Here is a 23,231-nt window from a genome sequence, read left to right on the forward strand (position 1 = left end):
GATCCCATGTGGGAGCGGGCTTGCTCGCGAAGAGGCCCGCAAAGACACTACAACTTCCAGAAACAACAAAGGCCACCCGAAGGTGGCCTTTGTCTGGTGAAGCGTCAGTTAAGCGCGAGGCTTATTTGATCGCCCAACCGGTCAGCTCGGACAAAGCCTTGCCGATGTCTGCCAGCGAACGCACGGTTTTAACGCCTGCGTCTTCCAGGGCAGCAAACTTCTCGTCTGCAGTGCCTTTGCCGCCAGAGATGATTGCGCCAGCATGGCCCATGCGCTTGCCTGCAGGGGCAGTCACACCAGCGATGTAGGAAACAACCGGCTTGGTCACGTGTGCCTTGATGTAGGCAGCCGCTTCTTCTTCAGCCGAACCGCCGATCTCACCGATCATTACGATCGCTTCGGTCTTCGGGTCTTCCTGGAACAGCTTCAGGATGTCGATGAAGTTCGAACCCGGGATCGGGTCACCACCGATGCCGACGCAAGTCGACTGACCGAAACCGGCGTCAGTAGTCTGCTTCACAGCTTCGTAGGTCAGGGTGCCGGAACGGGAAACGATACCGACCTTGCCTGGCAAGTGAATGTGACCTGGCATGATGCCGATCTTGCATTCGCCTGGAGTGATCACGCCTGGGCAGTTAGGACCGATCAGGACTACGCCCAGTTCGTCGCACTTGACCTTGGCATCCAGCATATCCAGGGTAGGAATGCCTTCAGTGATGCAAACGATCAGCTTGATGCCGCCGAAGGCTGCTTCCAGGATGGAGTCTTTGCAGAAAGGAGCTGGAACGTAGATCACGCTGGCGGTGGCGCCAGTGGCAGCTACAGCGTCTTTCACGGTGTTGAACACTGGCAGACCCAGGTGTTCGGTGCCGCCTTTGCCAGGAGTTACGCCGCCAACCATCTTGGTGCCGTATTCGATGGCTTGCTGGGTGTGGAAACTACCTTGCGAACCGGTAATACCCTGGCAGATAACTTTGGTGTCTTTATTGATCAGGACGCTCATTACTTGCCCTCCGCAGCTTTGACAACTTGTTGAGCAGCGTCGGTCAGGCTGGTAGCAGCGATGATGTTCAAACCGCTTTCTGCCAGTACTTTAGCGCCCAGCTCAGCGTTGTTGCCTTCAAGGCGAACAACAACCGGGATTTTCACGCCGACTTCTTTCACTGCACCGATGATGCCTTCGGCAATCATGTCGCAACGAACGATGCCGCCGAAGATGTTGACCAGTACTGCAGCGACGTTAGTGTCGGACAGGATGATCTTGAACGCTTCGGTAACGCGTTCTTTGGTAGCACCGCCGCCCACGTCGAGGAAGTTGGCTGGTTTGCCGCCATGCAGGTTGACGATGTCCATGGTGCCCATGGCCAGGCCAGCACCGTTGACCATGCAACCGATGTTGCCTTCCAGTGCTACGTAGTTCAGTTCGAACTTGGCAGCGTGCGCTTCGCGCGGATCGTCTTGCGACGGATCGTGGAAAGTCTTCAGCTTAGGCTGACGGTACATGGCGTTGGCGTCGATGTTGATCTTGGCATCGAGGCAATGCAGATCGCCGTCAGCCTTGATCACCAGCGGGTTCACTTCCAGCAGAGCCAGGTCGTGATCCTTGAACAGCTTGGCCAGACCTACGAAGATCTTGGCGAACTGAGCAACTTGCTTGCCTTCCAGGCCCAGCTGGAATGCCAGCTCGCGACCCTGGAATGGCTGAGCGCCAACCAGTGGATCGATAGTGGCTTTCAGGATTTTTTCTGGAGTGTCGTGAGCGATTTTCTCGATGTCCACGCCACCTTCGGTGGAAGCCATGAACACGATGCGACGGCTCGAACGGTCAACGACAGCGCCCAGGTACAGCTCTTTAGCGATATCAGTGCACGATTCAACCAGGATCTTGGTGACTGGCTGGCCATTGGCATCAGTCTGGTAAGTCACCAGACGCTTGCCCAACCACTGTTGAGCGAATGCCTTGGCGTCTTCTTTGCTGCGAACCAGCTTGACGCCGCCCGCTTTACCGCGACCACCTGCGTGAACCTGGGCTTTGACAACCCATTCGGTCCCGCCGATTTTGTCGCACGCTTCTGCTGCTGCTTCCGGGGTGTCTACGGCGAAACCCTGGGATACTGGCAGGCCGTACTCAGCGAACAGCTGCTTACCCTGATACTCGTGAAGATTCATGCTTATTACCGTCTTCGTTAGGTACTGCGCATTCGGTGCTGCACTCGTTCAAGTGCCGCACCACCTGTGACTGCTGCTTGCGTAGGTGTTCCGGATAACCGGTGAGACTACGCAAGGCTGCGTCCGGCGGACATTCCGCGGTGAGTCTTGCACGCAAGGCTCACGACGGGCCTTCCGCCGTGGTTTCTTATTGTCTTGTCTTAACGCTTCTTGCGGTTGGCGATGTGAATGGCGCCGCCATTCACTGCCAGAGCAGCTTCGTGCAAGGCTTCGGACAGGGTCGGATGGGAGAAAACCATCATGCCCAGGTCTTCGGCACTGGTGCCGAATTCCATACCGATCGCGCCTTGTTGAACCAGTTCTGCAGCGCTCGGGCCAATCACGTGGACGCCCAGTACGCGGTCAGTCTTGGCATCAGCAATGACTTTCACGAAACCGCCGGTATCGTTGGCTGCCATGGCACGGCCACTGGCTGCGAACGGGAAAGTGCCGACGTTAACTTCAACGCCTTCAGCTTTCAAGGTTTGCTCGGTTTTACCGACCCACGCGATTTCCGGGTGAGTATAAATAACAGACGGGATCAGGTCATAGTTGATCTGGGCTTTGTGGCCCTTGATGCGTTCTACAACCATGATGCCTTCTTCGGACGCCTTGTGCGCCAGCATCATGCCGCGAACCACGTCACCGATTGCGAAAACGCCCGGAACGCTGGTAGCGCACTGGTCGTCAACGAAAACGAAACCACGTTCGTCGATGTTCACACCGCTGTCAGCCGCCAGCAGCTCGGTGGTCACTGGACGGCGACCAACGGCAACGATCAGCTTGTCGAAGGTGATGTTCTGTTCGCCATTGGCATCGGTGTAGTTCACAACGACTTCGTCGCCATTCACTTTGGAACCGGTGACGCGAGCGCCCAGCTTGATATCCAGACCTTGTTTGGTCAGGGTTTTGTAGGCTTCTTTGGAAACCGCTTCGTCAGCCGCTGGCAGGAACTTCTCCAGGGCTTCCAGAACGGTGACTTCAGCGCCCAGGCGGGACCATACCGAACCCAGTTCCAGACCGATCACGCCAGCGCCAATCACGCCCAGACGCTTAGGTACGGCCGCGAATTCCAGTGCGCCAGTCGAATCGACGATCACGTTCTGGTCAACCGGAGCCGGTGGAATGTCGATCGGACGCGAGCCGGATGCCAGGATCACGTTCTCGGCTTCGATGATTTCAACGGTGCCGTCTGGCTTGGTCAGCTCGACTTTCTTGCCGGCCAGCAGTTTGCCGTGGCCTTGCAGGGAAGTGACGCCGTTGGCCTTGAACAGGGTGGCAACGCCAGAGGTCAGGCCTTTGACGATGTTGGCTTTACGGCCAACCATTGCCGCCACGTCCATGGTCACGCCAGCGTGATTGATACCGTGGATCGCGAAGCCTTCTTTGGCTTCCTTGTATTTCCAGGAGCTGTCCAGCAGCGCCTTGGAAGGAATGCAGCCGACGTTCAGGCAAGTACCGCCCAGAGCCAGTTTGCCTTCCTTGTCGGTGTATTTCTCGATGCAGGCAGTGCTGAGACCCAGTTGCGCTGCCTTGATGGCAGCCACGTAGCCGCCAGGGCCCGCACCGATCACTACTACGTCAAATTTCTGCGACATTCAAAAAATCCTCTTTTGGCAACAAGCTTGAAGCCGCAAGCCTCAAGCCAGGCTGCAATTGCTTGCAACCTGAAACCTGAAACCTGCAGCCGCTTCTATCAGATATCCAGCAGCAAACGAGCCGGGTCTTCCAGCAGGTTCTTGATGGTAACCAGGAAGGTCACAGCTTCTTTGCCATCGATCAGACGGTGATCGTAGGACAGAGCCAGGTACATCATCGGACGGATAACGACCTGACCGTTGATCGCCATAGGACGCTGCAGAATGTTGTGCATGCCCAGGATGGCCGCTTGCGGCGGGTTGACGATCGGAGTCGACATCATCGAACCGAAAGTACCACCGTTGGTGATGGTGAACGTACCACCGGTCATCTCGTCCATCGACAGCTTGCCGTCACGAGCCTTCTTGCCGAAAGCAGCGATGCCGCCTTCGATTTCAGCCAGGCTCATCAGTTCGGCGTTACGCAGGACCGGTACAACCAGGCCACGGTCGCTGGAAACGGCAACACCAACGTCGGCATAACCGTGGTAAACGATGTCAGCACCGTCGATCGACGCGTTGACAGCCGGGAAGCGTTTCAGCGCTTCGGTGGCAGCCTTGACGAAGAACGACATGAAGCCCAGGCGTACGCCATTGTGGGACTTCTCGAACAGATCCTTGTACTTCGAACGCAGGGCCATGACTTCGGTCATGTCGACTTCGTTGAACGTGGTCAGCATCGCCATGTTCGACTGGGCTTCTACCAGACGCTTGGCAACGGTGGCCCGCACGCGGGTCATCGGTACGCGCTTCTCGATGCGATCGCCAGCGGCGAACACAGGAGCGGCGGCAGCCGGGGCAGCAGCCTTGGCAGGCGCGGCAGCCGGAGCGGCTTTCTTGGCAGCAACAGCAGCTACAACGTCTTCCTTGGTCACACGACCGCCTTTGCCTGTACCGGCAACGGAAGCGATGTTGATGCCGTTTTCTTCAGCCAGCTTGCGAGCAGCCGGTGCAGCAACAGGATCGTCTTCGCCTTCGGCAGCCGGAGCAGCAGCTTGTGCAGCGGCCGGAGCAGCGGCAGCAGCCGGAGCGGCAGCAGCAGCGCCGCCCTCTTCGATCGAGCCCAGGACTTCGTCGGACAGAACGGTGTCGCCTTCGTTCTTGACGATAGCGCCCAGCACGCCATCAGCGGTGGCCAACACTTCCAGTACCACTTTGTCGGTTTCGATATCGACGATCAGGTCATCACGCTTGACGGCGTCGCCTGGTTTTTTGTGCCAGGTGGCAACGGTGCCATCGGCAACCGATTCCGGGAAAGTGGGGGCTTTGATTTCGATAGCCATTATCTGTGGGTCCTTAAATTCGGTTTCAGGTGCGCGAAGGCGTTAAACAGTAAAGGCGTCTTGCAACAGTTTTTCCTGCTGCTCAGCGTGCATCGATGCATAACCACAAGCCGGTGCGGCGGAAGCATCACGGCCGGCGTACTCGAGAACGAGCGCCTTGTTGTGATTGCCCACGATGCGGCGCATGTGGTGTTGGCTGCAGTACCAGGCACCCTGGTTCATCGGCTCTTCCTGACACCAAACGATATGTTTGAGGTTGGTGTACGGAGCCAGGACTTCGTTCAAGTCGTCCTCAGGGAATGGGTACAGCTGCTCGATACGCACGATGGCGATGTCATCACGACCTTCGGCACGGCGTTTTTCCAGCAGGTCGTAGTAGACCTTGCCGCTACACAGAACAATGCGCTCGACCTTTTTCGGGTCCAGGGCATCGATTTCCGGGATAACGGTCTGGAACGAACCTTCGGCCAGATCTTCCAGGGTCGATATGGCGAGCTTGTGACGCAACAGCGACTTCGGAGTCAGAACGATCAACGGCTTGCGCAGCGGACGAATAACCTGACGACGCAGCAAGTGATAGATCTGAGCCGGCGTGGTCGGTACTGCTACCTGAATGTTGTGCTCGGCGCACAGTTGCAGGTAACGCTCCAGACGTGCCGAAGAGTGCTCCGGACCCTGACCTTCATAACCGTGCGGCAGCAGCATGGTCAGACCGCAGAGACGGCCCCACTTGTGCTCGCCACTGGTGATGAACTGGTCGATTACCACCTGGGCACCGTTGGCGAAATCGCCGAACTGGGCTTCCCAGATCACCAGCGCTTCAGGCGTGGTGGTCGAGTAACCGTATTCGAACGCCAGTACGGCCTCTTCGGACAGGAACGAATCGTACAAGTCGAAACGTGGCTGACCTTTGTACAGGTTCTGCAGCGGAATGTAGCTGCCGGCGTCTTTCTGGTTGTGCAGAACAGCGTGACGGTGCGAGAACGTACCGCGGCCGATGTCCTGACCCGTCATGCGGATCGGGTGACCTTCGAACGCCAGGGTTGCGTACGCCATGGTTTCGGCGTAACCCCAGTTGATCGGCAGGCCGCCGACTTGCATTTTCTGACGGTCTTCGTAGATTTTCGAGACCTGGCGCTGAACCACGAAGCCTTCCGGAATTTCCAGCAGCTTGGCGGACAGTTCCTGCAAGGTTTTCAGGTCGAAACGCGTGTCGTGACGTGCAGTCCAGGCGTGGCCCAGGTACGGACGCCAGTCCACGAACAACTCTTTGTTCGGCTCTTTGACCAGGCTTTTCACAACATGCAGACCGTTGTCCAGCGCGTTGCGGTATTCGTCGATCTTGGCCTGTACGCGTGCATCATCAACCACACCGGCCTGGGTCAGGCGTTCGGCGTACAGCTCACGGGTGGTGCGCTGCTTGGTGATCTGCTGGTACATCAGAGGCTGGGTGCCGCTAGGCTCGTCAGCTTCGTTGTGGCCGCGACGACGGTAGCAGACCAGGTCGATTACCACGTCACGCTTGAACTGCATGCGGTAGTCGATGGCCAACTGGGTCACGAACAATACGGCTTCCGGATCATCACCATTCACATGGAGGATCGGCGCCTGGATCATTTTCGCGACGTCGGTGGCGTACTCGGTGGAACGCGAGTCCAGCGGGTTGCTGATGGTGAAACCGACCTGGTTGTTGATCACGATGTGCACGGTGCCGCCGGTCTTGAAACCGCGGGTCTGCGACATCTGGAAGGTTTCCATCACCACGCCTTGACCTGCGAATGCAGCATCACCGTGGATGGAGATCGGCAGAACCTTCTCGCCGGTAGGGTCGTTACGACGATCCTGACGGGCGCGAACCGAACCCTCGACCACTGGAGATACGATTTCCAGGTGGGACGGGTTGAAGGCCATGGCCAGGTGAACTTCACCGCCGGCGGTCATGACGTTGGACGAGAAGCCCTGGTGATATTTAACGTCACCGGAACCCAGCTCGACCTTCTTCTTGCCTTCGAACTCGTCGAACAGCTCGCGCGGGTTCTTGCCGAAGGTGTTGACCAGCACGTTGAGACGGCCACGGTGGGCCATGCCGATGACGATTTCCTTGGTGCCGTAGGAACCGGAACGCTGGATCAGCTCATCGAGCATTGGAATCAGGCTCTCGCCGCCTTCCAGGCCGAAACGCTTAGTACCCGGGTATTTGGTGCCCAGGTATTTTTCCAGGCCTTCACCGGCCGTGACGCGCTCGAGCAGGTGGCTCTTGATGTCGGCAGAGTACGTCGGACGGCCGCGCACGCTTTCCAGACGCTGCTGGAACCAGTGACGCTGCTCGGAATCGGTGATGTGCGTAAATTCAGCGCCGATGGTGCGGCAATATGTCTGCTGCAACGCTTCGTGAATTTCGCGTAGGCTCGCTTCCTCTTTGCCGATGAACAGGTCGCCGGCACGGAAGGTCGTATCAAGATCGGCATTGGTCAAGCCGTAATGATTGATCGACAGGTCTGCAGGTGCAGGACGCTGCCACAGCCCCAGCGGGTCAAGCTGGGCTGCCTGGTGGCCACGCATACGGTAGGCCTGGATCAATCGCAGCACTTCAACTTGCTTCTTCTCGTGCTCACTGCTCACGCTGCCGGCGGAAACCGGTTGGGCGCGGCGCTGGTTCTTTGCCAGCAAGACGAAATGATCGCGAATCGTGGAGTGCGAAACATCGGTGGCAGTGTTGCCGTCAGCGGGCAACTTCTGGAAGTAGGTGCGCCACTCTTCTGGCACAGCGTTAGGGTCGTGCAGGTAGAGCTCGTAGAGCTCTTCCACATAGGCAGCGTTACTACCGGATAGGTAGGCGCTGTTCCACATGCGCTGCATCACGCTTTCTTGCATGCTTGGTCACCCTCGGTTAGGGGAACACCACCGGCGTCGACACCGAGCAAACTTGCAGAAGTCCGAATGCAGCGACCAAAACAAGCCACTTAGGATCACGCTGATAGTCCGGGTACCAGCCCGGATGCCCCTGCTTGTCTCATTTCTTCAAAATAAGAGCCGCAGCTTTATGGGCTGCTGCCCAGGTTAAAACTACGGCGCCGGTTGAAGCCTGCGCCGTAGCATCTACGGGTACAACGGTCCTGCGGTTACAGCCTGTATCACACGCCGCTTTGCAGCAGCATGTTACGTACGTGACCGATGGCCTTAGTCGGGTTCAGGCCTTTCGGACAGACGTTGACGCAGTTCATGATCCCGCGGCAGCGGAATACGCTGAACGGGTCATCCAGCGAAGACAGACGCTCGGCAGTCTTGGTGTCACGGCTGTCTGCCAGGAAGCGGTACGCTTGCAGCAGGGCAGCTGGACCCAGGAACTTGTCCGGGTTCCACCAGAAGGATGGGCACGAGGTCGAGCAGCAAGCGCACAGGATGCACTCGTACAGACCGTCGAGCTTTTCACGCTCTTCCGGGGTCTGCAGACGTTCGATGGCCGGAGCCGGCGTGTCGTTCTGCAGGAATGGCTTCACCTTCTCGTATTGCTTGTAGAAGATGCTCATATCGACGACCAGGTCACGGATAACCGGCAAACCAGGCAGAGGACGAACAACCAGCTTGTTACCTTTTACGACAGAAGACAGCGGCGTAACGCAGGCCAGGCCGTTTTTGCCGTTGATGTTCATGCCGTCGGAACCGCAAACACCTTCACGGCAAGAGCGACGATAGGAGAAACCTTCGTCCTGCTCTTTGATGAGGGCCAGCACGTCCAGCACCATCAGGTCTTTACCACCGGTATCGACCTGGAATTCCTGCATGAACGGCGCGGCGTCCTGATCAGGGTTGTAGCGATAAACACTGACTTTCAACATGGCAGCCACCCTTAATAAGTCCGAATCTTAGGTTCAAAAGTCGGAACAGTCTTCGGCGAGAAGTTCACGGCACGCTTGGTTACGCGCTTGTCACCCGGGAAGTACAGGGTGTGGCACAGCCAGTTTTCGTCGTCGCGATCTTCATAGTCTTCACGGGCGTGAGCGCCGCGGGACTCTTTGCGGATTTCTGCAGCGATGGCGGTGGCTTCGGCCACTTCCAGCAGGTTTTGCAGTTCCAGCGCTTCGATACGGGCGGTGTTGAACGCCTGGCTCTTGTCGTTGATCTTGACGTTGGCGATACGGCCACGCAGATCAGCCAACTGAGCGATACCCTTCTGCATGTATTCGCCGGTACGGAACACACCGAAGTAGTTCTGCATGCAGCTTTGCAGTTCTTTACGCAGGGTGGCGACGTCTTCGCCTTCGGTCCGCGCGTTCAGGCCGTCGAGACGTGCCAGGGCAGCGTCGATGTCGGACTGGCGTGGGCGAGCGTAGTCGACGCCTTCTTTCAGGGTCTGTTCCAGGAACAGGCCGGCAGCACGACCGAATACCACCAGGTCGAGCAGCGAGTTGCCGCCCAGACGGTTGGCACCGTGAACCGATACGCAAGCCACTTCGCCAACAGCGAACAGGCCCGGGATGATCTGGTCAACGCCTTCAGCGTCCTGAGTAATCGCCTGACCATGAATGTTGGTCGGCACGCCACCCATCATATAGTGGCAGGTTGGAACGACCGGGATCGGCGACACGGCTGGATCGACGTGAGCGAAGGTCTTGGACAGTTCCATGATGCCTGGCAGACGGCTGTGCAGAACTTCTTCACCGAGGTGATCGAGTTTCAGCATTACGTGGTCGCCATCCGGACCGCAACCGTTGCCGGCGATGATTTCTTTAACCATCGAGCGAGCAACCACGTCACGACCAGCCAGGTCTTTGGCGTTCGGAGCATAACGCTCCATGAAACGCTCGCCGTGCTTGTTGATCAGGTAACCGCCTTCACCGCGGCAGCCTTCTGTAACCAGTACACCGGCGCCGGCGATGCCGGTCGGGTGGAACTGCCACATTTCGATGTCTTGTACCGGCACGCCTGCACGCAGCGCCATGCCGACGCCGTCACCGGTGTTGATCAGGGCATTGGTGGTGGACGAGTAGATACGGCCTGCACCGCCGGTCGCCAATACGGTGGCGTTCGCGCGGACGTAGGAGGTTTCGCCAGTTTCGATGCAGATGACGATCATGCCGACAAAGGCACCATCTTCGTTCTTCACCAGGTCGACGCCATAGTATTCGTTGAGGAATACGGTGCCGGCCTTCAGGTTGGCCTGGTACAGGGTGTGCAGCAGTGCATGACCGGTACGGTCGGCAGCAGCGCAGGTACGGGCAGCCTGGCCACCTTTACCGAAGTCTTTCGACTGACCGCCGAACGGACGCTGATAAATGCGGCCCTGTTCGGTACGGGAGAACGGCAAACCCATGTGCTCGAGCTCGAAAACCGCTTCCGGGCCTACGGAACACATGTATTCGATAGCGTCCTGGTCACCGATATAGTCGGAACCCTTGACGGTATCGTACATGTGCCAGCGCCAGTCATCGTTCGGATCGGCCGAAGCGATGGCGCAGGTGATGCCACCCTGTGCGGATACGGTGTGCGAGCGAGTAGGGAAAACCTTGGTAACCACGGCAGTCTTGTGACCGCCCTGTGCCAACTGCAAGGCAGCGCGCATGCCGGCACCGCCACCGCCAACGATGATGGCGTCGAACGAAAGCGTATTAACTGTAGTAGACATGAATCAGATACCCCAAAGAATCTGCACACCCCAGACGAAGTAGGCGAACATCGCAACGCCGCATACTGCCTGGAAGAGGAAACGTACTGCAGTCGCGGACTTGCCCAGCGCCATTGGCGTCAGGTAGTCGGTCGCGATGGTCCACATGCCAACCCAGGCGTGTGCGCCCAGGGCCACGAGGGCCAGCAGACTGAAGATACGCATTCCGTTGCTTGCATACAGCTCATGCCATTGGACGTAGCCAATGCCAGGGTGCGTAGCGAGGTATCCGATCAGGAAGATGAAATAAGCCGCGAGAACAACCGCAGACACACGCTGTGCCATCCAGTCATAGAGGCCTGAACGCGACAGGTTCGTAACGCTGGTTACCATATCCAAACTCCCGCCAGAACGATCAACACCGCAGACACGGCGATAATGATTTTCGAGCCCAGCTTGCCGCCTTCCAGCGTCTCACCGATGCCCATGTCCATGATCAAGTGGCGCACACCGGCTACCAGGTGATACAGCAGAGCGGACAGGAGGCCCCATGCTACGAACTTGGCCAGCGGGCTGGTCAAGGTTGCCTTCACGTCGGCAAAACCTTCCTCGGAACCCAAGGATTTGCTCAATGCGTACAGCATGAAGCCAATGCCCAGGAAGAGGATGATGCCGGAAACACGGTGAAGAAACGACGTAACGCCGGTGATGGGGAGTTTGATGGTCCTTAGGTCTAGGTTTACAGGTCGTTGGCTTTTCACGGCTTTTTTCACACTGAAGAGCCCCTAACAATCAGGGCAAAGTTGTTGGGGAGTGCACTGGTCAGGTAACCACCACCCAGGGATGCGACCCCCAGCAAAGCAGGCCCAAAAGCCCCTGGCGGTCGGTGGCCGAGTATAGACAGTTAGGCTACTAATGACAACGCAATCACCTTCCCCTAATAGCTCATTGCACAAGTCGGATAAAAGGCGTAAATGGCAGGTAATTTCGAGGAAAAAGTCGGGTTAAAGCCTTCTGGAGCAAGACTTTAGGCAAATTGACATTCGAATTTATCTCACTATAGTGGTGCGGGCCCTGCGTGGGGGGTCTGTCTGATGATTTCAAGCATAAATAGGAGGCCACATGGCTGACAAAAAAGCGCAGTTGATCATCGAGGGCGCAGCCCCCGTCGAGCTGCCCATTTTAACCGGCACCGTTGGTCCCGATGTAATTGATGTTCGGGGCCTGACGGCCACGGGCCGTTTCACCTTTGACCCTGGCTTCATGTCGACCGCCTCCTGCGAGTCGAAGATCACCTATATCGACGGCGACAACGGCATTCTGCTGCACCGCGGCTACCCGATCGAACAGCTGGCTGAAAAGTCGGACTACCTGGAAACCTGCTATCTGCTGCTCAACGGCGAACTGCCGACCGCAGAACAGAAGGCCCAGTTCGTCAGCACCGTGAAGAACCACACCATGGTCCACGAGCAGTTGAAGACCTTCTTCAACGGCTTCCGTCGCGACGCCCACCCAATGGCCGTCATGTGCGGTGTAGTCGGCGCCCTCTCGGCCTTCTACCACGACTCCCTCGACATCAATAACCCGCAGCATCGCGAAATCTCCGCGATCCGCCTGGTTGCCAAGATGCCGACCCTGGCCGCGATGGTTTACAAGTACTCCATGGGCCAACCCATGATGTACCCGCGCAACGACCTGACATACGCGGAAAACTTCCTGCACATGATGTTCAACACCCCGTGCGAGATCAAACCGATCAGCCCGGTACTCGCCAAGGCCATGGACCGGATCTTCATCCTCCATGCCGACCACGAGCAGAACGCATCGACTTCGACCGTACGCCTGGCCGGTTCTTCGGGTGCCAACCCGTTCGCCTGTATCGCCGCCGGTATCGCTGCACTCTGGGGCCCTGCCCACGGCGGCGCGAACGAAGCGGTCCTGACCATGCTGGACGAAATTGGCGATGTGTCGAACATCGACAAGTTCATCGCCAAGGCCAAGGACAAGAACGATCCGTTCAAATTGATGGGCTTCGGTCACCGGGTTTACAAAAACCGCGACCCACGCGCTACCGTCATGAAACAGACCTGCGACGAAGTGCTGAAGGAACTGGGGATCAATAACGATCCGCAACTCGAACTGGCCATGCGCCTGGAAGAGATCGCCCTGACCGATCCGTACTTTATCGAGCGCTCGCTGTATCCGAACGTCGACTTCTACTCGGGGATCATCCTCAAGGCGATCGGCATTCCGACCAGCATGTTTACGGTGATCTTCGCTTTGGCGCGGACTGTCGGCTGGATCTCCCACTGGAAAGAAATGCTCTCCAGCCCGTACAAGATTGGCCGTCCGCGCCAGTTGTATACCGGCTACGAGTCGCGTGATATCACCAAGCTGGAAGACCGCAAATAAGGCTTGTCTTGCGATAACGTCTTAAGTTGTACCGGGAACGGCCTCTATTTATTAGAGGCCGTTTTTGTTTGTGCTGGATTATTGAGTCCTTGATCGGGGGCATATCCGTTTTTTCGGTAACGGCTTCCTATGGTTTCGCTCTTACAGCGAGTCACTTTCGAAAAGCGCGAAAGTAACCAAAGCGCTTTTGCCCCTTTCGTTCGGTGCCTCGCCTAGGCTCGGCATGCCCTCGCTCCGGTCCTGCTCCGTGGGCCCGCCGCCATCGGCCATCCATGGCCGGGGGCGGCTAACCCGGCATCCATGCCGGGTTGCCCACTACGCAGAACCTCCACTCGGCCTCTCGAGGGGGCGTGCATCGCACGGCGAGGCGGCCTACCGGCAGGCCTGTTTTACCTGCGCGTACACCCGACCGACCGCTCGTTCCCACGCTCCGCGTGGGAATGCATCCCGTGACGCTCCGCGTCACCATTGCGAAGAACTCAAGCCTCGCGTCGACAGCGGAACGCAGAGCGTCCCCGGCGGCATTCCCACGCAGAGCATGGGAACGATCAGCGATCAGCCCCGCGCAGCGTCGTAAAGCCAGGTCGGCCCGCAGGCCGCCTCGCTTTAGCTTGGCTTGTGATCTTGATCTACCCGCCCCTTCGGAAGGCTGAGTGGAGGTGTTCATCTGGGGGGCAGGCGCGAAGCGCCGTTCGACGAAGTCGAACACATCGAGAGGAGGTCGAAGCGAAGCCGACCGGAGGCGATGCCCCCAGATGAATACCGGAACGAAGGCACGCCGAGCCTAAGCGAGGGGCCGGACGCTCGGGGCGAGCCTTTTTTTGCTTACTTTATTTTGGCGTTTGAAAAAAAAGTGAGTCGCCGTAAGGGCGAAACCCTAAGTGGCCGTTACCGCAGCAACGGATATGTACCCAATCAACAAATAACAGGTCGGCTACCAGGCCGCCTTCGCAGGCAAGCCAGCTCCCACATTTGATCGGGGTACATCCGCGACAAAAACGTCAGCAGTGAGGCCGCCTTCGCGAGCAAGCCCGCTCCCACAGGGTCCGATAATCGCCCATAAAAAAATGCCCCAATCTCTCGACCAGGGCATTTCTAATTAGCGCAGCTTATATAAAGGCCTTAGTGCGAAACCGCCCCGCTCGCCCCCAAACCAGTTTGCGAACGCACAAACTGAGGGAAGAACAGCGCCCGCTCGTTTACACCTGCAGTCGACTTGTCAGTAATCGAGAAGAACCAGATCCCGACAAAGGCAATCGCCATGGAGAACAACGCCGGGTACTCATACGGGAAGATCGCCTTCTCGTGATGCAGAATCTGCACCCAAATGGTCGGCCCAAGCACCATCAAGCCCACAGCACTCACCAGACCCAACCAGCCACCAATCATCGCACCGCGCGTCGTCAGCTTCTTCCAGTACATGGAAAGCAGCAGCACCGGGAAGTTACAGCTCGCCGCGATGGAGAACGCCAGGCCCACCATAAATGCGATGTTCTGGCTTTCGAACAGGATGCCCAGACCAATCGCCAACACACCCAGGCAGACGGTGGTGATCTTCGAAACGCGGATCTCATCCTTGTCGTTAGCCTTGCCTTTCTTGATCACGCTGGCGTACAGGTCGTGAGACACCGCCGTCGCACCTGCGAGAGTCAAACCAGCCACAACTGCCAGAATGGTGGCAAAGGCGACCGCCGAGATAAAGCCCAGGAAAATACTGCCACCCACCGCGTTGGCCAGGTGCACCGCCGCCATGTTGTTGCCACCCAACAGGGCGCCCGCCGCATCTTTGAAGGCCGGGTTGGTGCTGACCAGCAGGATCGCGCCAAAACCGATGATGAAGGTCAGGATGTAGAAGTAGCCGATGAAGCCAGTCGCATACAGCACGCTTTTACGCGCTTCTTTCGCGTCACTCACGGTGAAGAAGCGCATCAAGATGTGCGGCAGGCCCGCCGTACCGAACATCAGGGCCAAGCCCAGGGAGAACGCCGAAACCGGGTCTTTCACCAGCCCGCCCGGGCTCATGATTGCTTCACCTTTAGGGTGAACCTTGATCGCTTCGGAAAACAGCATGTTGAAGTCGAAGTTGACGTGCTTCATCACCATCAGCGCCATGAACGAGGCACCGGACAGCAACAGCACAGCCTTGATGATCTGCACCCATGTGGTCGCCAACATGCCGCCGAACAGCACGTACATGCACATCAGGATGCCGACCAGGATCACCGCGACGTAGTAGTCGAGGCCGAATAGCAGCTGGATCAGCTTGCCAGCGCCGACCATTTGCGCGATCAGGTAGAACGCCACCACCACCAGCGAACCGCAGGCGGACAGCGTGCGGATCTGGGTTTGCCCGAGGCGGTAGGACGCCACGTCGGCAAAGGTGTACTTGCCCAGGTTACGCAGGCGTTCGGCGATCAGGAACAGAATGATCGGCCAGCCCACCAGGAAGCCGATCGAGTAGATCAGGCCGTCGTAGCCGGAAGTGAACACCAGCGCGGAAATCCCCAGGAAGGACGCTGCCGACATGTAGTCACCGGCAATCGCCAGACCGTTCTGGAAACCGGTGATCTTGCCGCCGGCCGCATAGTAGTCGGCCGCCGAGTTGTTGCGCTTGGAGGCCCAGTAGGTGATGCACAGGGTCAAGCCGACAAACGCCACGAACATCAGGATCGCGGACACGTTGAGCGGTTGTTTGTGCACTTCGCCGGTCAGGGCTTCAGCCGCCCAGGCGCCTGGTGCGAAGGCTGCGATGCTCAATAGAGCCATTAGACGCCGGATCATTGCTGAGCCTCCTTGAGAATCGCATTGTTCAGGTCGTCAAATTCGCCATTGGCGCGTCGTACGTAGATTGCAGTCAGGATAAAGGCCGAAAGAATCAGCCCGACACCAATCGGTATCCCCCAGGTAATCGAAGATTCAGGGTTGATTTTCGCCCCTAGAATATGCGGCCCGTAAGCAATCAAAAGGATGAATCCGGAGTAAAGCCCAAGCATGATCGCCGATAGAATCCAGGCGAACTTTTCTCGCTTACTAACCAGCTCCTTGAAGCGCGGGCTGTTTTGAATCGAGAGGTAAATGCTGTCGTTCATTGTTTTTATCCTCGCAGCACAGATTATTGTTAGAACGTATCCACTCTATGCGGCTGCGGGACGGGTTCCAGACGACCTTAGTATTAGAACGACATGACAGAATCGCCATTTTTCAGCACACGGTAAATAAATGTGGGAGCGGGCTTGCTCGCGAAGGCGGTGGGCCAATCAACATCATCGCTGACTGACCCACCGCCTTCGCAAGCAAGCCCGCTCCCACAGGGAAAAACAAAAACCCCTTGGCATCGCTGCCAAGGGGCTCTGGAAGGTACTGACTAGACGCCTACGCTCAAATCACTTGGTCCATTCGGCAACGCGGTCCGGGTGTTTGGCCACCCAATCTTTGGCCGCGGCTTCAGGTTTGGCACCATCCTGAATCGCCAACATGACTTCGCCGATTTCGTCTTTCGACGCCCACTGGAAGTTCTTCAGGAACTTGGCCACTTCCGGTGCTTTGGTTGCCAATTCCTTGCTGCCGATGCTGTTGACGGTTTCAGCCGCGCCGTAAACGCCTTTCGGGTCGTCGAGGAAGCGCAGTTTCCACTTGGCGAACATCCAGTGCGGCACCCAACCGGTGACGGCGATGGATTCTTCTTTCTTCTCGGCACGGGTCAGCTCGGCGATCATGCCGGCGCCGGAACTGGCCTTGAGGGTGTAGTTGGTCAGGCCGTAGTCCTTGATTGCCTGGTCGGTCTTGAGCATCACGCCCGAACCGGCGTCGATGCCGACGATACGGCCCTTGAAGCTGTCATCGGTTTTCAGATCGTCGATGGTCTTGGCTTTCACGTACTCCGGCACGATCAGGCCGATTTTCGCATCCTTGAAGTTCGGGCCGTAATCGACGACCTGATCCTTGTTCTTGGCCCAGTAGTCACCATGGGTCACGGGCAGCCAGGCGGAGAGCATGGCGTCGAGTTTGCCGGTGGCCACGCCTTGCCACATGATCCCGGTCGCGACGGCTTGCAGCTTCACGTCATAACCCAGCTTCTGCTTGATCACTTCAGCGGCCACGTGGGTGGTCGCCACGCTGTCGGACCAGCCGTCAACGTAACCGATGCTCAGGGTTTTGCTCTCGGCATTGGCGAATGTGGAGCCAATCGCAAGCACCAGAGCGGCACTCGCGCCTAAAAGTCGTCGCATCTTCATCGTTACTTCCCCGAAAGTGCTGCGCCCGACGGATGCCGAGCGGCGTCAACGTATTGTTATGGTGCACAGCGCCCCCATCACGCCTCACCGCAAAATCGTTAGAACGTCAGCGGAGTACTGACGCTTCGATAATCAACCTCACGCCAACAGCGACCTGCTCTGCCAGCGACCTCAAGGCATCGAGAAACGACATCAGAACGCCATTAATCGTGAGCGCCCTAAACACCCTGCCCGATCCGCCCGAACTTTGCATGTCAAAATCATGCAGGCCACCAAGCCCGGGGCAAATGCAGGTAACATGCGCGGCTTTGCTCCCAGACGGCCTGATCATGCCCGCGACATCACGCTTTCCTTTTTTTGCTTATCTTTTCGCCTGCCTGCTCGGGTTGTTTGCCCTCGGCGGCTTCTGGTACGGCCTCGGTAAACCGGTGATCCTGCCGGACGTGGCCAGCGCCTCGCACAAGTTGCAATGCGCCTCCTACACCCCGTTCGACAAAGACCAATCGCCGTTCGACCAGCCGTTCAAGCTGCGCCCGGAGCGCATGGACGCCGACCTCGCGCTGCTGGCCAAAAGCTTCGAATGCATTCGCACCTATTCCATGACCGGCCTCGAAGCCCTGCCCGACCTGGCGCGCAAGCACGGGCTGAAGCTGATGATCGGCGCCTGGGTCAACAGCAACCCGGTAGACACGGCCAAGGAAGTCGATCTGCTGATCGCCTCGGCCAACGCCAACCCGGACGTGGTGACCTCGGTGATCGTCGGCAACGAAGCGCTGCTGCGCAAGGAAGTCACCGGCGCACAACTGGCCAAACTGATTAATCAGGTTAAAAGCCAGATCAAGCAGCCCGTCACCTATGCCGACGTCTGGGAATTCTGGCTCAAGCACCCGGAAGTCGCCCCGGCGGTGGATTTCCTGACCATTCACTTGCTGCCGTACTGGGAAGATGACCCGTCAAACATCGACGCCGCCCTGCAACATGTGGCCGAAGTACGCCAGGTGTTCGGCAACAAATTCGCGCCCAAGGATGTGCTGATTGGCGAAACCGGTTGGCCGAGCGAAGGCCGCCAGCGCGAAACCGCGCTGCCGAGCCGGGTCAACGAGGCCAAGTTCATTCGGGGTTTTGTCGCGATGGCTGAGCAGCAAGGCTGGCATTACAACCTGATCGAAGCCTTTGACCAGCCGTGGAAACGTGCCAGCGAAGGCGCGGTCGGCGGTTACTGGGGCTTGTTCGATGCCGATCGCCAGGACAAGGGCGTGCTGGCCGGTCCGGTGTCGAACGTGCCGTACTGGTCGCAATGGCTGGCGGTGGGCGGTTTGATCTTCCTCGGTACGTTGCTGCTGGGCGGTCGGGTTCGCAGCACCCGGGCGGCGCTGGTGTTGCCATTGCTCGGTGCATTGGCGGCCTGCTCGATTGGCGCCTGGGGCGATCTGGCGCGGGTCACCACGCGGTTCGCCAGTGAATGGCTGTGGGTCGGCCTGCTGACGGCGTTGAACCTGCTGGTGCTGGCCCATGCCGCATTGACGTTGAGCGCTCGCAGCGGTTGGCGTGGACGGGCCTTCAATGTGCTGGAACGTCGGGCAGGCTGGCTGGTGGCAGCGGCAGGCTTTGCGGCGGCGGTGATGATGCTGGAACTGGTGTTCGACCCGCGCTATCGCAGCTTCCCGAGTGTCGCCTTCATCCTGCCGGCGCTGGTGTACCTGTGCCGTCCGGTGAGTGTGCCGCGTCGGGAGATTGCCGTGCTGACCTTCATCATCGGTGCCGGCATTGCGCCGCAACTGTTCCGTGAAGGGCTGCAGAACCAGCAGGCCTGGGGTTGGGCGCTGGTGAGTGTGTTGATGGTGGCGGCGTTGTGGCGTTGTTTGCGGGTTCGTAAGGGCTGATCTTTAGCGCGGCTGCCGGCCTCTTCGCGAGCAAGCCTCGCTCCTACAGGGTTACGTCGTACAAAAATGAAGTGAACGACACAAACCCGTAGGAGCGAGGCTTGCCCGCGAAGGCAATCTATCAGGCGCTACGAGAAGCCCGGACCAACCGCAGAGCCGCAATCACCACCGCAAACACCGCCAACGTCGTGTTGTACAACGCCAATGCCGGGAACCCCAGCACCAGCGCCAATACCGCCAGCCACCACCCTGCCCGGCCCGGCAAGACAAAACCGATGACCGCCGCGGCCAATGCGCCCCAGCCCAAGACCTTGAAGTGAATCATCAACCCAAGGTTCGACCGGACCTGGCACTCCCAGCGGCTCGCCTCGTCCACGCACAGGCCAACCCATTGCGCATCTTCCATAAAGCCATAACGGGCGCCATAACTGGCGGCCAGCCATAACGGCAGCAAAACAAGCAGCAGAACCACGGGCAGACGGCGGGACATGAAGCACTCCAATAGACGAAAACGGCGGCCAGCTTAATCCCCCGACAGCCTTGTGCAAGCGTTAACAACAGTTAACTGGGCAGGCAATCACTGCAAAGTGTATCGTCCAGCTACTATTACTCCGAAATTCGCCCTGATTGGTGCCGATCCATGGCACTTTGGCGCAAACCCCGTGGTCATAGCCTGCGAACCTCATTCGGCACCTTTCCTCTAAGGGATTTAGTCATGCTCCGTTCCTTGCGCTTCGCCGCCCTGTTTGGCGGCCTTATTTTGAGTGCGTCCGCACTGGCGGTCGACATCGACGCCGCCAGCTATGGCTACCCCTTGACGAACCCGTTCGAGGCGACCATCGCCACGACTCCACCGGAGTTGCGCCCGGAGTTGCCGGCCAACGAAGACATCAATCAGCAGGACCGTAGCGTCCGTTTGCGCCCGGAGCGTGAATTCAGCCTGCCGGACAACTTCTGGCCGGTGAAGAAACTCACCTATCGCATCGCCACCCAGGACCACGCCGCGCCACTGATCTTTTTGATCGCCGGCACCGGTGCGCGTTATGACAGCAGCCTCAACGAATACCTGAAAAAGCTCTACTACAAGGCCGGCTACCACGTGGTGCAGCTGTCGTCGCCGACCAGCTTCGACTTCATGAGCGCCGCGTCACGCTTCGCCACGCCCGGTATCACCAAGGAAGACGCCGAAGACATGTACCGGGTGATGCAGGCCGTGCGGGCGCAAAACCCGAAGACGCCCGTCACCGAGTACTACCTGACCGGTTACAGCCTCGGCGCACTGGACGCAGCCTTCGTCGCGCACCTGGACGAAACCCGGCGCAGCTTCAACTTCAAGAAAGTCTTGCTGCTCAACCCGCCGGTCAACCTCTACACCTCGATCACCAACCTCGACAAGCTGGTACAGACCGAGGTCAAGGGCATCAACAACAGCACCACTTTCTATGAATTGGTGTTGAACAAACTGACCCGCTACTTCCAGCAAAAAGGCTACATCGACCTCAACGATGCCCTGCTCTACGACTTCCAGCAGTCCAAGCAGCACCTGACCAACGAACAAATGGCGATGCTGATCGGCACCTCGTTCCGTTTCTCGGCGGCCGACATTGCCTTCACTTCGGACCTGATCAACCGTCGCGGCCTGATCACCCCGCCGAAGTACCCGATCACCGAAGGCACCAGCCTCACGCCGTTCCTCAAGCGTGCGTTGCAGTGCGATTTCGATTGCTACATCACCGAGCAAGTGATCCCGATGTGGCGCGCCCGCACCGACGGCGGCAGCCTGCTGCAACTGATCGATCAGGTGAGTTTGTATGCGCTGAAGGATTACCTGCACGACAGCCCGAAAATCTCCGTCATGCACAACGCCGATGACGTGATCCTCGGCCCTGGTGACCTGGGCTTCCTGCGCCGGACCTTCGGCGATCGTTTGACCGTTTATCCATTGGGCGGCCATTGCGGCAACCTTAACTATCGCGTCAACAGCGACGCCATGCTGGAGTTCTTCCGTGGCTAAATATCTCCTGCTTATCGCAGCGTTACTCTGTGCAGGCGTCGCCAATGCCGACAACAGCAAAGCCAACGCGCCGGTTGTGATCGACAACGATGGCTTCAAGGAACCGCTGAGCAAACTCAAGTTCAACCCAGGCCTGGACCAGCGCGAGTTCGAGCGCTCGACGCTCAACGCGTTGAACGTCTACGACCCGCTGGAAGAGTGGAACCGCCGGGTCTACCACTTCAACTACCGCTTCGACCAATGGGTGTTCCTGCCTGTAGTGGACGGCTATCGCTACATCACCCCAAGCTTTTTGCGTACGGGCGTGAGTAACTTCTTCAACAACCTCGGTGACGTGCCGAACCTGTTGAACAGCATGCTCCAGCTCAAGGGCCATCGCTCCCTGGAAACCACCGCGCGCCTGTTGCTCAACACCACCATCGGCGTCGCCGGCCTGTGGGACCCGGCCACCGCCATGGGCCTGCCGCGCCAGAGCGAAGACTTCGGCCAGACGCTCGGCTTCTACGGCGTACCGGGCGGTGCCTACTTCGTCCTGCCAATCCTCGGCCCGTCCAACCTGCGCGACACCGCCGGCCTGGTGGTCGACTACACCGGCGAAGCAGCGGTCAACTTCCTGAACGTCTCAGAAGTCAGCTCCAACCATCCGGAAATCTGGGTCCTGCGCGGCGTCGACAAGCGCTACCAGACCAGCTTCCGCTACGGCCAGCTGAACTCGCCGTTCGAGTATGAAAAGGTGCGTTACGTGTACACCGAGTCCCGCAAGTTGCAAATCGCCGAGTAACTCTGGCGGTACAACATCTGGCGGCAATAAAAAAGGCCATTCGATGCGAGTCGAATGGCCTTTCTGCTTTCTGAAGATCGTTCCCACGCTCTGCGTGGGAATGCCTCAACGGACGCTCCGCGTTCGGCTTTGAATGGGACGCGGAGCGTCCCGGGCTGCATTCCCACGCGGAGCGTGGGAACGATCAACACCGCCGTTCCTACAGGGGTCAGCCTTTCACTGATTTCCAGATCTTGCTCACGATCATAACGCCAGCCAACACCACCGCCCCCGCCACAATCCCCGCCACCGCATTCAACAGCGTCGGCACGATAAACCCGGCACCACCCGCCCCGGCGCTGACGCTTTCAATCCAGTGATGCACCACCGGCACGCCATGGGTCAGAATCCCGCCGCCGACCAGAAACATCGCCGCCGTGCCGATCACCGACAGGCTTTTCATCATGTACGGCGCCGCACGCAGGATCGCCCCGCCGATGCTTTTGGCCATTTGCCCAGGCTTTTGCGTGAGCCACAGGCCCAGGTCATCAAGTTTGACGATACCCGCCACCAGGCCATAGACGCCGATGGTCATGACGATGGCGATGCCCGAGAGCACGATCACTTGCTGGGTCAGCGAGGCGTCGGCCACGGTGCCGAGGGTGATGGCGATGATTTCTGCCGAGAGGATGAAGTCGGTACGGATCGCGCCTTTGATCTTGTCCTGTTCGAACGCCACAAGGTCGGTCGCCGGATCGGCCAAGGCTTCCACCAGTTGTGCATGCCCGGCATCGTCTTCAGCCTTGCTGTGCAGGAACTTGTGGGCCAGTTTCTCGAAACCCTCGAAGCACAGGTAAGCACCGCCCACCATCAGCAGCGGCGTAACCAGCCACGGGATAAATGCGCTGATGGCCAACGCCGACGGCACCAGGATCAGCTTGTTGCGGAACGAGCCCTTGGCCACGGCCCAGACCACAGGGATTTCCCGCTCGGCACGCACACCGCTGACTTGCTGGGCGTTGAGCGCCAGGTCGTCGCCGAGCACACCGGCGGTTTTCTTCGCGGCCATTTTGGTCATCAACGCCACGTCGTCGAGCACGGCGGCGATATCGTCGATCAGCACCAGCAAACTGCTTCCTGCCATGAATCAGGTTTCCTTCGAATAATGAATGCCGCGCAGCATACCGCGGCCGA

The 23,231-nt window shown here is 58.5% G+C and carries 18 protein-coding genes; 4 read left to right on the top strand and 14 right to left on the bottom strand.

All coding sequences use genetic code 11. The annotated features are described in order from the left end of the window. Nucleotides 1–121 precede the first annotated feature (121 nt). The 9 genes from sucD to sdhC all read right to left on the bottom strand — a co-directional run bounded on the left by sucD (nt 122) and on the right by sdhC (nt 11,506). Nucleotides 122–1,003, bottom strand: coding sequence for a succinate--CoA ligase subunit alpha (sucD, locus tag BK665_RS24145; RefSeq protein WP_008148605.1), 882 nt, complete (start codon nt 1,001–1,003; stop codon nt 122–124). Beyond that, complete coding sequence (gene sucC, locus BK665_RS24150) at nt 1,003–2,169, bottom strand: ADP-forming succinate--CoA ligase subunit beta (protein WP_008148602.1); 1,167 nt, start codon at nt 2,167–2,169, stop codon at nt 1,003–1,005. Before sucC ends, sucD begins: the two co-directional genes overlap by 1 nt. 200 nt (nt 2,170–2,369) lie before the next feature. After that, the gene (gene lpdA / locus BK665_RS24155) at nt 2,370–3,806 is read right to left on the bottom strand and encodes a dihydrolipoyl dehydrogenase (protein ID WP_123409099.1); all 1,437 of its coding nucleotides are present in this window, start codon (nt 3,804–3,806) and stop codon (nt 2,370–2,372) included. A 98-nt stretch (nt 3,807–3,904) separates the two neighbouring features. After that, on the bottom strand, nt 3,905–5,128 hold the full coding sequence (gene odhB / locus BK665_RS24160; RefSeq protein WP_054049461.1) for a 2-oxoglutarate dehydrogenase complex dihydrolipoyllysine-residue succinyltransferase: 1,224 nt from the start codon (nt 5,126–5,128) through the stop codon (nt 3,905–3,907). A gap of 42 nt (nt 5,129–5,170) precedes the next feature. Beyond that, nucleotides 5,171–8,002 (bottom strand): 2-oxoglutarate dehydrogenase E1 component, encoded by a 2,832-nt coding sequence (locus tag BK665_RS24165; protein ID WP_123409100.1) that lies wholly within the window; start codon nt 8,000–8,002, stop codon nt 5,171–5,173. A 260-nt stretch (nt 8,003–8,262) separates the two neighbouring features. Then, nucleotides 8,263–8,967 carry a succinate dehydrogenase iron-sulfur subunit gene (locus BK665_RS24170; RefSeq protein WP_123409101.1) on the bottom strand — a complete coding sequence of 235 codons (705 nt, stop codon included), beginning with the start codon at nt 8,965–8,967 and terminating at the stop codon, nt 8,263–8,265. Between the two features lie 11 nt (nt 8,968–8,978). Further along, the gene (gene sdhA / locus BK665_RS24175; protein WP_054049455.1) at nt 8,979–10,754 is read right to left on the bottom strand and encodes a succinate dehydrogenase flavoprotein subunit; all 1,776 of its coding nucleotides are present in this window, start codon (nt 10,752–10,754) and stop codon (nt 8,979–8,981) included. A 3-nt stretch (nt 10,755–10,757) separates the two neighbouring features. Continuing rightward, nucleotides 10,758–11,126: a succinate dehydrogenase, hydrophobic membrane anchor protein gene (gene sdhD / locus BK665_RS24180; protein ID WP_123409102.1), complete on the bottom strand. Its 369-nt coding sequence runs from the start codon at nt 11,124–11,126 to the stop codon at nt 10,758–10,760. Next, a complete protein-coding gene (gene sdhC, locus BK665_RS24185; RefSeq protein WP_178076575.1) occupies nt 11,120–11,506 on the bottom strand; it encodes a succinate dehydrogenase, cytochrome b556 subunit in 387 nt (128 codons plus the stop codon). Before sdhC ends, sdhD begins: the two co-directional genes overlap by 7 nt. 349 nt (nt 11,507–11,855) lie before the next feature. Between sdhC and gltA the strand changes: the two genes are divergently transcribed. Continuing rightward, the gene (gltA, locus tag BK665_RS24190) at nt 11,856–13,145 is read left to right on the top strand and encodes a citrate synthase (protein WP_003222994.1); all 1,290 of its coding nucleotides are present in this window, start codon (nt 11,856–11,858) and stop codon (nt 13,143–13,145) included. 1,122 nt (nt 13,146–14,267) lie between these two features. Here gltA and BK665_RS24195 read toward each other — a convergent pair. The 3 genes from BK665_RS24195 to BK665_RS24205 form a co-directional block, all read right to left on the bottom strand. Next, nucleotides 14,268–15,926 carry a cation acetate symporter gene (locus BK665_RS24195; RefSeq protein ID WP_123409103.1) on the bottom strand — a complete coding sequence of 553 codons (1,659 nt, stop codon included), beginning with the start codon at nt 15,924–15,926 and terminating at the stop codon, nt 14,268–14,270. After that, entirely contained in the window at nt 15,923–16,234 is a 312-nt protein-coding gene (locus BK665_RS24200) for a DUF485 domain-containing protein (protein ID WP_123409104.1), read from the bottom strand. Before BK665_RS24200 ends, BK665_RS24195 begins: the two co-directional genes overlap by 4 nt. A gap of 294 nt (nt 16,235–16,528) precedes the next feature. Then, complete coding sequence (locus tag BK665_RS24205) at nt 16,529–17,380, bottom strand: glycine betaine ABC transporter substrate-binding protein (RefSeq protein ID WP_123409105.1); 852 nt, start codon at nt 17,378–17,380, stop codon at nt 16,529–16,531. Nucleotides 17,381–17,667: 287 nt separating this feature from the next. Here BK665_RS24205 and BK665_RS24215 point away from each other — a divergent pair, with 287 nt between their 5' ends. Beyond that, nucleotides 17,668–19,263, top strand: coding sequence for a glycoside hydrolase family 17 protein (locus tag BK665_RS24215; RefSeq protein ID WP_123409106.1), 1,596 nt, complete (start codon nt 17,668–17,670; stop codon nt 19,261–19,263). A gap of 121 nt (nt 19,264–19,384) precedes the next feature. On the opposite strand, the gene BK665_RS24220 is transcribed toward BK665_RS24215, so the two are convergent. Then, nucleotides 19,385–19,753: a hypothetical protein gene (locus BK665_RS24220; RefSeq protein ID WP_123409107.1), complete on the bottom strand. Its 369-nt coding sequence runs from the start codon at nt 19,751–19,753 to the stop codon at nt 19,385–19,387. Nucleotides 19,754–19,978: 225 nt separating this feature from the next. Here BK665_RS24220 and mlaY point away from each other — a divergent pair, with 225 nt between their 5' ends. Continuing rightward, nucleotides 19,979–21,277 (top strand): lipid asymmetry maintenance lipase MlaY, encoded by a 1,299-nt coding sequence (gene mlaY / locus BK665_RS24225; protein ID WP_054049439.1) that lies wholly within the window; start codon nt 19,979–19,981, stop codon nt 21,275–21,277. After that, the gene (locus BK665_RS24230) at nt 21,270–22,058 is read left to right on the top strand and encodes an MlaA family lipoprotein (RefSeq protein ID WP_123409108.1); all 789 of its coding nucleotides are present in this window, start codon (nt 21,270–21,272) and stop codon (nt 22,056–22,058) included. The genes mlaY and BK665_RS24230 overlap by 8 nt, the downstream gene beginning before the upstream one ends. A gap of 208 nt (nt 22,059–22,266) precedes the next feature. Here BK665_RS24230 and BK665_RS24235 read toward each other — a convergent pair whose 3' ends face one another. Beyond that, entirely contained in the window at nt 22,267–23,181 is a 915-nt protein-coding gene (locus BK665_RS24235) for a DUF808 domain-containing protein (protein ID WP_123409109.1), read from the bottom strand. Nucleotides 23,182–23,231: the final 50 nt, after the last annotated feature.

Origin of the sequence: Pseudomonas frederiksbergensis (assembly GCF_003732665.1) — a bacterium.
Classification (GTDB): domain Bacteria; phylum Pseudomonadota; class Gammaproteobacteria; order Pseudomonadales; family Pseudomonadaceae; genus Aquipseudomonas; species Aquipseudomonas frederiksbergensis_G.